At 62.7% G+C, this 15,349-nt stretch carries 13 protein-coding genes and 1 pseudogene; 3 read left to right on the top strand and 11 right to left on the bottom strand.

Annotated elements, in window-relative coordinates; all coding sequences use genetic code 11:
- Nucleotides 1-161: 161 nt before the first annotated feature.
- The gene (locus H7C86_RS37865; protein WP_309599318.1) at nt 162-251 is read right to left on the bottom strand and encodes an Ms4533A family Cys-rich leader peptide; all 90 of its coding nucleotides are present in this window, start codon (nt 249-251) and stop codon (nt 162-164) included.
- 123 nt (nt 252-374) lie between these two features.
- Complete coding sequence (locus tag H7C86_RS22075; RefSeq protein WP_003944489.1) at nt 375-581, bottom strand: hypothetical protein; 207 nt, start codon at nt 579-581, stop codon at nt 375-377.
- Nucleotides 582-663: 82 nt separating this feature from the next.
- Between H7C86_RS22075 and H7C86_RS22070 the strand changes: the two genes are divergently transcribed.
- Complete coding sequence (locus H7C86_RS22070) at nt 664-2,622, top strand: glycoside hydrolase family 15 protein (RefSeq protein WP_003944557.1); 1,959 nt, start codon at nt 664-666, stop codon at nt 2,620-2,622.
- A 57-nt stretch (nt 2,623-2,679) separates the two neighbouring features.
- On the opposite strand, the gene H7C86_RS22065 is transcribed toward H7C86_RS22070, so the two are convergent.
- The 3 genes from H7C86_RS22065 to lepA form a co-directional block, all read right to left on the bottom strand.
- A complete protein-coding gene (locus H7C86_RS22065; RefSeq protein ID WP_223257846.1) occupies nt 2,680-3,660 on the bottom strand; it encodes an ABC transporter substrate-binding protein in 981 nt (326 codons plus the stop codon).
- An 80-nt stretch (nt 3,661-3,740) separates the two neighbouring features.
- Nucleotides 3,741-4,670, bottom strand: a complete 930-nt coding sequence (locus H7C86_RS22060) for a nitronate monooxygenase family protein (RefSeq protein WP_029255656.1) — start codon at nt 4,668-4,670, stop codon at nt 3,741-3,743.
- Between the two features lie 6 nt (nt 4,671-4,676).
- Nucleotides 4,677-6,569, bottom strand: coding sequence for a translation elongation factor 4 (gene lepA, locus H7C86_RS22055; protein ID WP_003944564.1), 1,893 nt, complete (start codon nt 6,567-6,569; stop codon nt 4,677-4,679).
- Nucleotides 6,570-6,641: 72 nt separating this feature from the next.
- On the opposite strand from lepA, the gene H7C86_RS22050 reads away from it, so the two are divergent.
- Nucleotides 6,642-7,175 carry a type II toxin-antitoxin system PemK/MazF family toxin gene (locus tag H7C86_RS22050; RefSeq protein WP_182262231.1) on the top strand — a complete coding sequence of 178 codons (534 nt, stop codon included), beginning with the start codon at nt 6,642-6,644 and terminating at the stop codon, nt 7,173-7,175.
- Between the two features lie 30 nt (nt 7,176-7,205).
- Here H7C86_RS22050 and H7C86_RS22045 read toward each other — a convergent pair whose 3' ends face one another.
- Genes H7C86_RS22045 through H7C86_RS22030 form a run of 4 tightly spaced genes read right to left on the bottom strand, consistent with a single transcriptional unit; the run spans nt 7,206 to nt 11,528 of the window.
- Nucleotides 7,206-7,979, bottom strand: a complete 774-nt coding sequence (locus H7C86_RS22045) for an aquaporin (protein ID WP_019749045.1) — start codon at nt 7,977-7,979, stop codon at nt 7,206-7,208.
- Nucleotides 7,980-8,038: 59 nt separating this feature from the next.
- Nucleotides 8,039-8,869, bottom strand: a complete 831-nt coding sequence (locus tag H7C86_RS22040) for a transglutaminase family protein (protein WP_007731033.1) — start codon at nt 8,867-8,869, stop codon at nt 8,039-8,041.
- Nucleotides 8,870-8,877: 8 nt separating this feature from the next.
- Nucleotides 8,878-9,849 carry an alpha-E domain-containing protein gene (locus tag H7C86_RS22035; protein WP_019749046.1) on the bottom strand — a complete coding sequence of 324 codons (972 nt, stop codon included), beginning with the start codon at nt 9,847-9,849 and terminating at the stop codon, nt 8,878-8,880.
- Nucleotides 9,850-9,905: 56 nt separating this feature from the next.
- Nucleotides 9,906-11,528, bottom strand: coding sequence for a circularly permuted type 2 ATP-grasp protein (locus tag H7C86_RS22030; protein WP_019749047.1), 1,623 nt, complete (start codon nt 11,526-11,528; stop codon nt 9,906-9,908).
- A gap of 197 nt (nt 11,529-11,725) precedes the next feature.
- Here H7C86_RS22030 and rpsT point away from each other — a divergent pair, with 197 nt between their 5' ends.
- On the top strand, nt 11,726-11,986 hold the full coding sequence (rpsT, locus tag H7C86_RS22025; protein ID WP_003944567.1) for a 30S ribosomal protein S20: 261 nt from the start codon (nt 11,726-11,728) through the stop codon (nt 11,984-11,986).
- Between the two features lie 666 nt (nt 11,987-12,652).
- Here rpsT and holA read toward each other — a convergent pair.
- Entirely contained in the window at nt 12,653-13,630 is a 978-nt protein-coding gene (gene holA / locus H7C86_RS22020; protein ID WP_003944476.1) for a DNA polymerase III subunit delta, read from the bottom strand.
- A pseudogene (locus H7C86_RS22015) lies at nt 13,627-15,294 on the bottom strand (ComEC/Rec2 family competence protein); the annotation flags it as partial. The gene holA and the pseudogene H7C86_RS22015, both read right to left, overlap by 4 nt.
- Between the last annotated feature and the right edge of the window lie 55 nt (nt 15,295-15,349).

Below are 15,349 nucleotides of genomic sequence, written 5' to 3'. Positions count from 1 at the left end.
GTTGGTCAAACGACAAGTCCGAGACCTCTGGGGCTGATTCCATCGGGATGTTCAGACATGGAGAGCCGACGGGCAATGAGCCCTGAATCGGGGGCGCGAGTTACGCGCAGAGAAGTTCGAGTGGGGTGCGCAGCACCACCGGAGAGGTCGAACTCAGGAAATCAACAACAGGCGACGTCAGCGACGTCGAGCATGCCGACAGCAATCAACGCCAACTGATGGCGGATTACGGGAGCTGTTGCTTCGGACACGCGGTGGACTTTAGCAGAGCACCGGCGCCCGCTCTAATCGGGAGAACTAACGGGTGAGAAGCCACGCGACGATCACGAGGAGAATCAGGGCTATCAGGGCGAGAGTGACCCGTGAGCGGGGCATCAGCTTTCCTCTACTTCTCGAGAATTCCTACGCAACCAGCCGAAGAGCGGCAGAGCGAGAACGGCGGCCAACGCGCGATCCAGACCGATGGCCACCAGGCGGCACAGCGGAACGACGACGATCAGGACCAACGCGACCTGCGGGATGAACGGGAGCCCCGCCATCCACAGCTCGAAGCTGTCCCACCAATCCGCTATCCGATCCACGCCAACACCCTATCCTTCGGACGATACTGTCCCGACAGCGTGTGGATTGGACGTGTGTCGATTCTGGCCGGATGATGGCCGAATGAGTGCTGACGACGAAGTGGTGCAGACTATTCCTCCCGCCTCCACGGGTCACCATCGAAGCAACTTTCCCCCTATCGACGACTACGCGTTTCTTTCCGATTGCGAAACCTCGTGCCTGATTGCCCGTAACGGATCTGTCGAGTGGATGTGCGTTCCCCGCCCGGACTCCCCCAGCGTGTTCGGTGCCATCCTCGACCGCAGCGCAGGCCATTTCCGCATCGGCCCGTACGGCCAGAACGTCCCGGCCGCCCGACGCTATCTGCCGGGTGGACTCATTCTCGAGACCACCTGGCAGACCGAGACCGGCTGGCTCGTCGTACGCGACGCCCTGGTTCTCGGTCCTTGGCACAACGTCGACAAGCGATCGAACACCCACAAGCGCACACCCACAGACTGGGATGCCGAACACACCCTTCTCCGTACGGTCAAATGCGTCAGCGGCACCGTCGAACTCGAGATGAGCTGCGAGCCCGCGTTCGACTATCACCGCGGCACGGCGAATTGGGAGTACACCGGAAAGGTCTACGAGGAAGCAACGGCAACGTGTCGCTCCGCCAAGCCCGGAGACCACCCAACTCTGCGCTTGACCACTGACCTACGACTGGGTTTGGAAGGTCGTGAGGCACGGGCCCGGACGCGACTGGTCGAAGGCGACAACGTGTACGTCGCGCTCTCGTGGTCGGATCTTCCCGCGCCGCAGACGTTCGACGAGGCCGCCGACAAGATGTGGCAGACGTCCAAGTCGTGGCGCGAGTGGGTGACGATCGGCAAGTTCCCCGATCACCCGTGGCGCGGATACCTGCAGCGCAGTGCGCTCACACTCAAGGGCCTCACCTACGCCCCGACCGGAGCCCTGCTCGCGGCTTCGACAACGTCGCTACCGGAAACACCAGGCGGAGAACGTAACTGGGACTACCGCTACGCATGGGTTCGCGACTCTACTTTTGCACTGTGGGGCCTCTACACGCTCGGGTTGGACCGTGAGGCCAACGACTTCTTCAACTTCATCTACGACGTGTCGAGTTCGGATAACGGTCAGCCGCATCCCTTGCAGGTGATGTACGGCATCGGCGGCGAGCGCACACTCGAGGAATCCGAACTCAACCATCTCTCCGGATACGACGGTGCCCGTCCGGTGCGCATCGGCAACGGCGCATTCGATCAACAGCAGCACGACATCTGGGGCACCATGCTCGACTCGGTGTATCTCCACATCCGTACCCGCGAGCGTGTCCCCGAAGCGCTGTGGCCGCTACTCAAGAAGCAGGTCGAAGAAGCGATCAAGCACTGGCGCCAACCCGACCGTGGGATCTGGGAGGTGCGCGGTGAACCACAGCACTTCACGTCGTCGAAGATCATGTGCTGGGTCGCACTCGATCGCGGCGCCAAGCTGGCGGAGATGCAGGGCGAGAAGAGCTTTGCGCAGCAATGGACGGCCATCGCGGACGAGATCAAGGCCGACATCCTCGCGCACGGAGTCGACTCGCGTGGAGTTCTGACACAGCGGTACGGCCACGATTCACTCGACGCGTCGCTCTTGTTGGCACCACTGCTGCGCTTCCTGCCGGCCGACGATCCGCGCATCCGGGCGACGGTGCTGGCGATCGCCGACGAGCTCACCGAGGAGGGGCTGGTCCTGCGCTATCGCGTCGACACCACCGACGACGGATTGAGCGGCGAGGAGGGCACGTTCACCATCTGTTCCTTCTGGCTCGTCTCCGCCCTCGTCGAGATCGGCGAACTGGATCGGGCAAAGCATCTCTGCGAGCGCCTGCTCGGGTTCGCGAGCCCGCTCAAGCTGTACGCGGAGGAGATCGACGCCCACACCGGTCGTCATCTGGGTAACTTCCCGCAGGCGTTCACACACCTGGCGCTGATCAACGCCGTGGTCCACGTGATCCGCGCCGAGGAAGCTGCCGAAGCCGGAGCTTTCCAGCCCGCGCACAACGCGACCTAGACCCCCTGCTGTGCGCCTTTATTAACCGCCCGCGGTTAATAAAGGCGCACAGCAGTGCTAGCCGGCTACCGCTTCGAGCTGCGGCGTTATCGATTCGAGCGAGTACTTCAGCGACAGCGACGACGGAGTGTTCAACCCGGCGACAGTCGGATAGTCGACGATCGCCAGACCGCCACTCTTGACTGCGGGTAGGTCGGCGAACCCCGGCAGCTTCATCATGTCTTCCAGCGTTCCGCCGTTCGGCAGCAACACCACGACGTCGGCGCTCAGAGCGTCGACCCGTTCGGGGCTGAGCATCAGCCGGCCACCGGTAACGCCCGCCTCTTCGACGAGCTTGGGCGGCAACGACATTCCCAGGCTCGTGAACAATCCCGATGCGCCGTCCTTGGGATCGGCGACGATCACCAACTGCGACGTCGGGAAGACGTACTGCGACAGAAGCGCCGTCTTGCCCTTCAGGCCTGGCAGCCGCTGTGCGAGCGCATCGATCTGCCCGCTTGTCGCCTCGACGATCTCGTCGGCGCGCGACTCCTTGTCGAGAACTCGACCGAGAATCTCGACCTGGTCCTGCCACGGATCGACCTGGACGTCGGACAGACCGGCAATTGTCGGAGCGATCTTGCTCAACTGGTCGAAATCGTCTTGATCGGCGACGGAGAACCCGCCGAGAATCAGATCGGGATCCAATGCTGCAATTTCTTCTGCTTTGAGCGGGACACCGAACTGCTGGATCGCCGAGCGATCAAGTTCCTTCGCCGACGCGTCCACGCCGCTCTCCCACGGGAACAGGCCACGCTCGTCGCCCATCGGGCCGGCAGCCAGGTACCCCACCGGCTGGATTCCGAGTTCGAGCAGAGCGTCGAGCCACTGGGTGTCGGCCGCGACGATACGCGTCGGCGTCCCGGTGATCGTGGTGGCGCCGAACTTGTGATCGATCGTGGTGACCCGACCGTCCGCGATCTCGTCGGCGTCCGAGGACGAACATCCACTGATACCTACGACCAGTGCTCCCAAGAGAGCCACCGCCGAGAACTTCATCGCACGCACGAAAATACTCCTCCACTAGTTAGTAGAGGCTTACCTTCTCATATGGGACCCGGCTGTGTCCGACCTTGCTTTCAGGCGAAACGAGAGAGCAGACGCTCCGCATCCGCGCCGATGCGTCGAACCACATCGCCGGCCGGATGGGTTCCGTGCACGAGTCCGACAGCTTCTCCGGCATAGACGACTCCGCTGTGCGGATCCGACGGGTCGTACGCCTGTGCCAGCGTTTCCTCGTCGGCGTCGACTCCGTGCCACGCGGCAGTGAACTCGTTGGCCACCGCGCGGCCACCCCACCGCTGCGGCCACGGTTGACTGCGCGCTCGGTCGAATACCGAGGTGTAAATCGTGTCCGCACTTCCGGCTTCGACGACGCGGTCGCGGGCATAGTCCGGCCCGACCGTCTCCGGGCTGGCGAGCAGCGCCGTTCCGATCATCACGCCTTCGCCACCGGCTGCCAGGACGGCGGCCAAACCGCGTCCGGTTCCGATTCCGCCGGCTGCCAGCACCGGAAGTGATGTCGCTTCGAGGATCTCCTGCAGCAGCGGCAAGGTGCCGATTCGGCCCGTGTGGCCGCCTGCCTCACCGCCTTGCGCGATCACAGCGTCGACACCTGCGGCCTCGACAATGCGAAGGTCCGCGAGCGTATTGATCTGTGACACAACGGGAATGCCCGCATCGTGGATTCGTCCGACATACGCGGCGGGATCACCGAACGACAAGGTGATCATGGTCGGCTCGACGGCAATCGCAGCGTCGAGCATCAACTCGTTCTCGGGCAGCGACCACGTCATCAGGCCGACGCCGAATTTTCCGCCGATCGAGCGGGCCACTTCGGCTTCGGCCTCGATCCACTCCGGTGTGTTGTACCGGGCCGCACCGAGCAGACCCAACCCACCGGCCGCCGAAACAGCTCCGGCGAGCGCGCCGCCCGCGCGACCACCCATGGGCGCCCCGAGAACCGGGATTTCGATTCCGAACTCTCGGGACAACCAGGTGGTGACCATGCGCTCCTACTTCTTGGGCTTCTCGCCGACCGATTCCGACGTCAGGGCCGCCACGAATGCTTCCTGCGGCACCTCGACGCGACCGATGGTCTTCATGCGCTTCTTGCCTTCCTTCTGCTTCTCGAGCAGCTTGCGCTTACGGCTGATGTCGCCGCCGTAGCACTTGGCAAGAACGTCCTTGCGGATTGCGCGGATGTTCTCGCGCGAGATGATCTTCGCGCCGATCGCGGCCTGAATCGGAACCTCGAACTGCTGGCGAGGAATCAGCTCACGAAGCTTCGACGTCATGCGTCCGCCGTAAGCACCGGCGTTGGAGCGGTGCACGATCGACGAGAACGCGTCGACGGCCTCGCCCTGCAGAAGGATGTCGACCTTCACCAGGTCGGCCTGCTGCTCACCGGCCTCCTCGTAATCGAGGCTGGCGTATCCCTTGGTGCGGGACTTGAGGGCGTCGAAGAAGTCGAACATGATCTCGCCCATGGGCAGTTCGTAGCGCAGTTCGACGCGCGTCTCCGAGAGGTAGTCCATGCCGCCGAGCTCACCGCGACGGGACTGGCACAGCTCCATGATGGCGCCGACGTACTCGCTCGGGGCGATGACGGTGCACTTGGCGACAGGCTCGTAGACCTCGCGCACCTTGCCTTCCGGCCAGTACGACGGGTTGGTGACGATGACCTCGGCCCCGTCCTCCATCACGACGCGGTAGACGACGTTGGGCGCAGTGGAAATCAGTTCGAGGCCGAACTCACGTTCGAGGCGGTCGCGGGTGATCTCCATGTGCAGCAGGCCGAGGAAGCCGCAGCGGAAGCCGAATCCGAGGGCAACCGACGTCTCCGGCTCGTACGCCAGGGCCGCGTCGTTGAGACGGAGCTTGTCGAGAGCGTCGCGCAGCACCGGGTAGTCCGAGCCGTCCATCGGGTAGAGACCGGAATAGACCATCGGCTTCGGATCGCGATAGCCGACCAGCGGTTCGGTCGCGCCGTTGCGGGTTGTGGTGACGGTGTCACCGACGCGCGACTGGCGGACGTCCTTCACACCCGTGATGAGGTAGCCCACCTCGCCGACGCCCAGACCGATACTGGCCTTCGGCTCGGGCGAGATGATGCCGACCTCGAGCAGTTCGTGTGTGGTGCCCGTGGACATCATCGTGATCTTCTCGCGGGGACGGATCCGACCGTCGACCACACGCACGTAGGTGACCACGCCGCGGTACGCGTCGTAAACGGAGTCGAAGATCATCGCGCGGGCGGGGCCGTCTGCATCGCCGACGGGTGCAGGTACCTGCTTGATCACCTCGTCGAGCAGTTCCTTGACGCCCATGCCGGTCTTGCCCGAGACGCGCAGGACATCGCCTGGCTCGCAGCCGGTGATGTGCGCAATCTCTTCGGCATAGCGGTCGGGATCCGCGGCCGGGAGGTCGATCTTGTTGAGGACGGGAATGATCTTGAGATCCTTCTCCATCGCCAGGTACAGATTGGCCAGCGTCTGAGCTTCGATGCCCTGAGCTGCGTCGACCAGCAGAATTGCACCCTCACATGCTTCGAGCGCGCGGGAGACCTCGTACGTGAAGTCGACGTGGCCGGGTGTGTCGATGAGGTGGAGGACGAACTCTTCGCCGTCGACGGTCCAGGGCAGACGAACGTTCTGGGCCTTGATGGTGATGCCGCGTTCACGCTCGATGTCCATGCGGTCCAGGTACTGCGCACGCATCGCCCGCTCTTCGACCACGCCGGTGAGCTGAAGCATGCGATCTGCCAGCGTCGACTTACCGTGGTCGATGTGCGCGATGATGCAGAAGTTCCGGATCTGCGCAGGATCCGTGAACGTCTTGTCGGCGAAGCTGCTGATGGGAGACCCCTTAGTCGGACCGGCACCGGCCCGGATCCGGGCCACTGTCAACCCTCAGGATATCCAAGTCTCGGCGCCGCCGTACCAGGGGTTCCCACGGGTGGGTGATTATGCTCGAACGCTATGGCAAGCATGTGGAAGCAGATCGGCAGAACCCTCGGCGCCCTCGCGGTGGAGAAGGGCCCTGCGTTGCTGCGCCAGTTGCAGTCGTCCACGTCTCAGTCGTCTGCCTCGAAGCCGGGTCCGTCCGGCCGGCCGATCGCCGCGCGAACGTCTCCGACCGCACATCGCGCCCGCAAGGTTGAGTACTCCCCCGACCTCGACGGCAAGGCCGATCCGGGCGAGATCGTCTGGACCTGGGTTGCCTACGAAGAGGATCCGACCCAGGGCAAAGACCGTCCGGTGCTGGTTGTCGGCCGCGACGGCGACACGCTGCTCGGTTTGATGTTGTCTTCACAGAGCAAGCGCGAGGGTGAACGTGACTGGCTCGCAATCGGTTCGGGCCCGTGGGACGGCGAAGGTCGGCCGAGTTGGATCCGGCTCGACCGGGTGCTCGACGTTCCCGAGAGCGGGATCCGGCGCGAGGGCGCCGTCATGGATCACAAGAAGTTCGACGCGGTCGCGGCAAAACTTCGGGCCGACTTCAGCTGGAGCTGAAGCCGACCCGAACGATGGAAACAGTATCGATCAGCTGTCCAGACGGTTGAACCGTCCGAAGAGTGCTCGATAGATGAGTGCACCGAGCGCACCGCCGATCAGCGGGAACACGATGAACAACCACACCTGACCGAGTGCACCGTCCTGGAACGGCGCGACAGCGAGGCTTCGAGCGGGGTTGACGGAGGTGTTGTCGATCGGGATCGAGATCAGGTGAATGACGGCCAGGGTGAAGCCGATGGACACCCCGGCGAGCGGCACGTCGGAGATCTGGTCGGTCGACGCGAGAACGACGAATACCAACAGTGCGGTCAGGAGGATCTCGATGATCATGGCGGCACCGATGCCGTAACCGTCGGAAACCACCTGTCCGAGAAGATTCTTCTCGGCCGACGGACTGTGTGCGCCCCAACCGTTTGCGCCGAGTCCGTCTGCGGCCCGGTTGTACGCCGGGAGACTGTTGGCCACCGTGTAGATCACGACGCCGGCGACCAAGCCGCCGATCACTTGCGCGACAACGTAAATCGCCGCATTGACGGCCGAGATGCGCCCGATCACGAATTGGCCGAGAGTCACGGCTGGGTTGACGTGGCAACCGGAAATCGGTCCGATCGCATATACGAGGAACAGCAGGGTCAAGCCGAATGCGAAGGCAACTCCGAGATTGCCGACTTTCGCACCTGCGAAGACGGCAGTTCCGACCGCGGAGAACACGAGCACAAATGTCCCCACCGCTTCGGCCGCATACTTCTTCACATCCGAGATCGGTTCGATCTCAGTCAATTCCTGTGCAGTTGGAGACATATTCCCACCTTCTTCTCATCGAACGGTAGTAATGCTCACGCGCCTAGATTTGCCGGACTTTACGCAAGCCTGGTGATCTCCACAACAACTTCGAGATCTGTGGAGCGTCCACCGGAAAAGATTCCCTTCAAAGGCGGCACATCCGAATAGTCCCTTCCTATTCCGACCGAGACATGCTGTTCATTCACAGCTATCGCATTGGTCGGGTCATATCCCCACCACGCGCCGGTCCACGCTTCGATCCACGCGTGCGATTCCCCGACCACCGTGTCCCCGACTGCCGCATCACGTTTGGGGTGGAGATAGCCGGAAACATACCGACAGGGAATGCCCATCGTTCGAAGCAACACCAAGGTCAGATGCGCATAATCCTGGCAGACGCCTTTCCTGGCCGACCAGGCCTCGACCGCCGACGTATGCACTCCGGTCGTACCCGGAACATATGACATTTCACCGTAAACCCATTGCGACGCAGCCACTACTGCATCTTCAGGTGATTTATCTTTGCGCAATTCCTTGGCAATTGTCGCCAGCTTACGATCACGCGGAACATATCTCGTGAAACTCAGTTGCTCGTTGAATCGATCTTTAATCGCGTTTCCCGACAATTCATCCCAGTCGACGGTTTCCTCGGGCTGAACAAACGGTTCCGTCTCCACCACCGACAGTCCGGTCACTTCCAGCTCCGTATGCGGGGCGTGCAAGTCGAAGGCGGTCACCGCGGTGCCCCAGTAATCGGTGTACCGATAGGAACGCGTTGCCGGCTGGGTTTCGACGCGCGTGAGGATCACCGTCTGCCTGGTGTCGCCGCGGGGTGTCAATCGCGCTTCGTTGTACGACGACGTCACCGGGGCGTCGTACGCATATCCCGTGGTGTGCACGACCCTCATTCGCCAGCTCACAGCTCTCCCTCCACCGTCGACTCCGCATACGCGGCGCCGGCATCCGTCCACGCGACCCACGGCGCAGCGTGGAAGTACTGCAATGCAATCGCCTCACCCAGTTCGCGACAGGTCTCCTGCCAACCGAGCAACCGTCCTTGCAGATCTTCGAGCAACACGCCCTGCGGCAGAAACTCCAGTTCGCTGCGTGCGCGGCCGAGAAGCCGCGGCGCCTCCGCCCGGATTCCGACGCGACTGCCCGGCTGCGGGTCGAGTTCCTGCAGGCACTTCTCGGCCTGCCTGATCGAATGGAACACCGAGCGCGGAAAGAGTCTGTCCAACAAGATGAACTCGACGACGCGGTTGGCGTCGAGCGCTCCGCGATACGTACGCAGATACGTGTCATGTGCGCCTGCCGAGCGAAGAACACTGACCCACGCCGGCGACGACGGGCGGTCACCGGCGCGCGCCAGGAGCATCCGCACAATCATGTCGACACGTTCGATCGACCTGCCCAGCAGAAGGAACCGGTAACCGTCGTCGCGGCTGAGCGTGGAATCCGCCAGCCCCGCGAACATCGCTGCGCGTTCCTCCACATAGCGGAAGAACTCGTGTGGCCCCAGCCTGCGTGACGCGCGTTCACGCTCCGCCAGTCCGTTGTACGTGGTGTTCAGGCACTCCCACATCTCACTCGACGTGACCTCACGTGCTCCGCGAGCATTCTCACGGGCACTTGCCAGCGAGTCCACGATCGATCCAACCTGATTGCGGCTGAACGCAACCAGGTCGGTGAGCGAGCGTACGTCGAGCTTCTCCTCCGGCGCTTCGATGCCGAGGACACGCAGGAGCAGACGCGACGTGCGGTCCGGGTCGACGGTTGCGTCGTCGAGCAGTTGGTGGACGGCGACGTCGAGGATCCGAGCGGTGTCGTCGGCGCGCTCGACGTAGCGGCCGATCCAGTAGAGGGACTCTGCGTTGCGAGCAAGCATCGGTCACCACGCTCCGTTCGCTGATAGTTCTTGGTAGCTGGGCACTTCTGAGGTGTTCACTGTTGTTGCTGCTGCTGTTGAGAGGTGCTCAGTTCGGGTCCCTGCACCGGCTCCGCGGATTCAGGGGGCTCGGACACCAGTTCCTCACCGGACAGCTCTGGGTCCTCGTCCGAGCTGCGGCTGGCGAGCACCCATGTGTCCTTGCTTCCGCCGCCCTGGCTCGAGTTGACCACCAGCGAGCCTTCCGGAAGTGCCACCCGGGTCAGGCCGCCGGGCAACACCCACACGTCCTCACCGTCGTTGACGGCAAAGGGTCGCAAGTCCACGTGGCGCGGCGAGAGAACGTCGTCGATCTTGGTCGGCACCGTGGACAACTGCACGAGAGGCTGCGCGATCCACCCGCGCGGGTCTGCCTTGATCTTGCGGGTGATCGCGGCCAGTTCCTTGGGACTCGCGTCCGGTCCGAAGACGATTCCGTAGCCGCCGGACCCTTCCACCGGCTTGATGACGAGTTCGGCGACGCGGTCGAGGACTTGCTCGCACTCCTCGTCCAACCAACAGCGGAACGTGTCGACGTTCTGCAAGAGCGGCTTCTCACCGAGGTAGTAGTCGATGATCTGCGGAACATAGGTATAGACCAGTTTGTCGTCACCGACTCCGTTGCCGACGGCACTCGAGATCACCACGTTGCCCGCTCGCGCCGCATTCAGTAGGCCTGCGACGCCGAGAATCGAATCCGGACGGAAGTGCATCGGGTCGAGATACTCGTCGTCGATGCGGCGATAGATGACGTCGACCTGACGCTCGCCTTCCGTCGTGCGCATGTACACCATGTTGTCGCGGCAGAACAGGTCGCGACCTTCGACGAGTTCCACACCCATCTGACGAGCGAGCAATGAATGCTCGAAATAGGCGGAATTGGCGATACCCGGTGTGAGAACAACCACTGTCGGGTCCGCTTCGTTGAGTGCAGCACCCGCACGCAGCGCCCTCAGTAGGTGTGTTGCGTAATCACCTACCGCCCGCACCTTGTGGGACATGAACAGATCCGGGAACACCCGAGTCATGGTGCGACGGTTTTCCATCACATAGGAGACACCGGACGGAGATCGCAGATTGTCCTCGAGAACTCGGAACTCTCCCGCCTCGTCTCGGACCAGGTCGATACCCGCGACATGGATTCGCACACCGTTGGGCGGCACGATGCCGGCTGCTTCACGGTGGAAGTGCTCGCACGAGGTCACCAGGCGGCGCGGCAATACGTGATCGCGCAGGATTCGTTGCTCGCCGTAAATGTCCGCAAGGAACAGCTCGAGCGCCTTCACTCGCTGCTTGATGCCCTTTTCCAGCCGCGACCACTCCTGCGCGGCGATGACGCGCGGCACCAGATCCAACGGAAACGGTCGTTCCTGCCCGGAAAGCGAGAACGTCACGCCCTGGTCGATGAATGCGCGTCCGAGTGCGTCGGCACGCGCGGCAAGGTCGGCGCTGCTCGTCGGCGCCAGGGCTTTGTACACACCCTTGTACGGGGCACGCACCGAGCCGTCGGGCTCGAACATCTCGTCGAAAGCCAACTCGTAGCGACCGATGTCTGAATATCCGTCGAACACTGCGGCAGGACGCGCTCGGGTGGTGGTCGAACCTGTTTTACTCGAACTTTTCGAAGGCGGCGGCGTCATAGGGCAACATGCTGCTACAAGTGGGGCTATTCGGCAGCGCGGCGAGAAATCGGGCGCTCGGTGTACTCTTCTCGACAGACGCAACGTGCGACGGTTTGGGTTCTTGGGCCCTCGGCTGGTAATCTTGCCAGTCGGTGCATCAGTGCGCCCACAGCTTTCTCGACCGTAACCAGCTAAAGACGACAAGGATTTTACGCGTGGCCAACATCAAGTCCCAGGTGAAGCGAATCCGTACCAACGAGGCGGCCCGACTCCGTAACCAGTCGGTGAAGTCCTCGCTGCGTACCGCGATCCGTTCATTCCGCGAGGCTGCGGCAGCCGGTGACAAGGACAAGGCCAACGAGCTCCTCGTCTCCACCAGCCGCAAGCTCGACAAGGCAGCCAGCAAGGGCGTCATTCACGCCAACCAGGCTGCCAACAAGAAGTCTGCACTCTCGCAGGCTGCCAACAAGCTCTGACGTTTCCACTGTGACGGTTCGCCGTCATACTGGTTCGTCTCGATAGCCGCCAGGTCGAAAGACCAGGCGGCTATTTTGCGTGCTCAATCGGATCAGAGCAAAAACCCGCCATCCATGTCTTGCACGGAATATGTGGATCGGGCTGCGACCATCTGATGATGGCAGTCAACGGGAAACGCCCTCGCAGCTGGTTGTTCACGACTGTCTTCTGGGCGGTCGTCGCTTTCGGCGTATTGGCAGCCCTGGGGATCCCTCGTTGGTGGGAATCATTGACGGTTGCAGTCGTCGGAGTCGCAGCAAGCTACGGATGGTGGAGGCACAGGCAACGGAGCGAATTCTGGATCTTCTTCGGCGTGATGTATTCACTCGTTGCGATTCTGGCGTTTCTCGCCACTGGACGAGCGCTTCTCACCACCGTGAAGGTGCCGGTAGACAGCATCGGCCAAGAAACAATTGTCTGCGGCAGTGTGATGAATCCGGCGCCGAACGACTCCCTACGAGTGACCGACATCAGGACTGGTGAACCAACGACACGGCCTCAGGCCATTCCGCACACCCAGTTGGAGCAAGCCTGCGTGAAACGCCTCGACTACCGGGTGGCCGAGGCCACGGCCGCCACTGTCGTCGGACTACTTCTGGCCGGCCGCGCGATCGGCCATGTTGTACTCAGTTCTTCCGCAACGCGCACACTTTCCGCACTGCCATCTCCAGAGCGAAGGACGAGTCGACTGCGGCGCCCTTCACGTCGGCATTGAGAGCGGCGACGATCTGCATCGCAGCGCCGATCGACGTGGGATCCCAACCGCCGACTTCCTTGATCGCCTTCTTGACCTTCCACGGCGGCATCCCGAGATCCGACGCCAACCGGAACGGGTCACCGCCCCGGGCAAACGGGCCGACCTTCGCGATGGTGTGGACTGCATCGGCGAGGGCGTCAGCGAGCAGTACGTGCGCAGTTCCGATCTGGTCAGCCCATCGCAGAGCCTCGAGCGCACCCCGGGTATCGCCGACGATAACTTTGTCGGCCACATCGAATCCGGAAACCTCGGCCTTGCCCGAGTAGTACTTGTGGACCGCATCCACGTCGATCTTGCCGCCGGTATCTGCCGCCAATTGCGAGCAGGCCGACGCAAGTTCGCGAAGGTTGGAGCCGACGCTTTCGATCATCGCGGCGATCGCATCGGGAGCAACCCTCACGTCGGCGGTCCGAAACTCACCCCGGACGAAGTCGACAAGCTGACTCTTGTTCAGTTTTCCGCAGTTGTGAACCGTCGCGCCGAGCTTCTCGAGGGCCGGCGCCAACGCCTTCGCGCGACCGCCGCCCGAGTGCACGACGATCAGAACGACGCCTTCTGCCGGCTCACGCGCCGCCTCGAGAACAAGAGCTACGGCATCTTTGCCTGCTTCTGCGGCCGATTCCAGGACGATCACACGGTCTTCGGCAAAAAGAGAGGGGCTGAGCAGCTCAGCCAACTCGGGAGCATTGGTGTCTCCGGCACGCATCTTGGTCACCGGGAGATCCGAAATACCCTGGCCGCGGTCACCGCGGACGGCTCTGATGAGCTGCGATACCGTGCGGTCGATCAGGAACTCGTCGTCCCCGAGAACAAGATGCAGCGGATCGACTCCAGACGGATTACTCACCCGAAGATGGTCCCACGAGGAACCGACACGATCGACACAGACCCGCCGCCCCCGCCGTACACAGCGACGGTGCCGTCGACGTCGGTCCGAACCACCGCCCCGCCCAACGAAACCAGTTCGTCGAGAACCTCCCCATTCGGGTGCCCGAAACTGTTGCCGTCGCCGACGCTGATCATCGTCAACCTCGGACGCACCGCTTCCAGAAAAGCCGACGACGTGGTCCGAGAACCGTGATGGGGCAGCTTCAACACATCGGCCTTCACGTCCGTTCCCGATCGGAGGATGGCCTCCTCCCCCGCAACTTCGGCGTCGCCCGTCAACAGAATTCGACCCGCGCCCGTGTGCGCCATCACCACCAGCGACTGATCGTTGGCGGCGTCCGCGGCGTCCCCCGTATCGCGGGGAGCCGGAAGCAACGGTCCGAGAACCTCCACGTTCACCGATCCCAACGTCAACTCCATACCTGCACGCAACGAGACAACCGGAACGCCGTGCGACTCGGCGACATCCTTTACCGCCCGAAAACCTGACTCCGGCAACAACATCGACCCGACTCCGACCGCAGCGACCGAACGCCCACCCAGAACTGCTTCCAATCCACCGATGTGATCGGCATGAAAATGACTGATCATCAGCAACGCGATGTCGTTGACGTCCAACATGTTCAGGCAACGATCCATCGACGTGGGATCAGGACCGACATCGATGACGATCACCCTGCCGTCTCCAGCCGAGAGCACAAGACCGTCCCCTTGACCGACGTCGCACATCACCAGTACCCACCCCGGAGCAATACGACCACCGCCGAACACGTGCTGAAAGATGAGGGCTAGAACAACTCCCAGAACGAGGACGCCGACCACCCATCTCGAGATCCGATTCCACAGCGTCAGCGCCGCGGCCAGTAAGACGCCCACGACGACCAGAGCACCGATGAGCCCTGACGGCACCACCACCGACGCTCCGGGAAGCGCCGCCGCCCGCTCGGACACGTACAGCAGCCACCCCATCGGCGGCCGGACCAGCGGCGTGACGAACACCGCGATCGGGGGACAAATCAGCGCACACAAGGCAATCACCGCACCGAACACCGTGATGATTCCGATCACAGGCCCCACGGCCATGTTCGCGGCAATCGTAACCACGCTGAAGGTTCCCGCCATGGCGCCCACCAGTGGCGCAGACACGACAAACGCAGCACTCGAGACAGCTGTCATCTCCGAAAACCAACGGGGCCAACCTCTTCGACGAAGCACGTCCACCCACACCGGAGCAATGATCACCAGCGCGCCCGTGGCCGTGGTCGACAGCGCAAACCCCCAGTCGACGGCAAGTTCGGGCATCACGACAACCAGCACGATGACGGCTGCGGAAAGAGCAGGCAGTGCCTGTTTGCGTCGACCGGTCACCAGACTGAGCAGGCCGATCAGGCCCATCACCGAGGCGCGCAGAACACTCGGCGACGGCCTCGCGACGACAACAAACGCAACGAGGGCTACCAGCGCCAAAGCAGCGCCGACGCGCGGACTGAGCGCCGCGGCTCTGACCAGCAGCAGAACCGCCCCGAGCAGAATGCTGATATTGGCGCCGGACACCGCGGTGAGATGGGAAAGCCCGGCAACGGTGAAGTTGTCCTTCACCACCGGCGACAACGCCGATGTGTCTCTGAATCGTCCCGGGTTTGATGCGCACCTTCTTTCTTGGGAAGGTAATCCTTAT

The sequence above is a fragment of the Rhodococcus sp. UFZ-B548 genome, from assembly GCF_903819475.1.
GTDB lineage: Bacteria > Actinomycetota > Actinomycetes > Mycobacteriales > Mycobacteriaceae > Rhodococcus_F > Rhodococcus_F erythropolis.
Note: the sequence above shows the minus strand (reverse complement) of the source record. Positions and strands in the feature narration are given on the sequence as shown.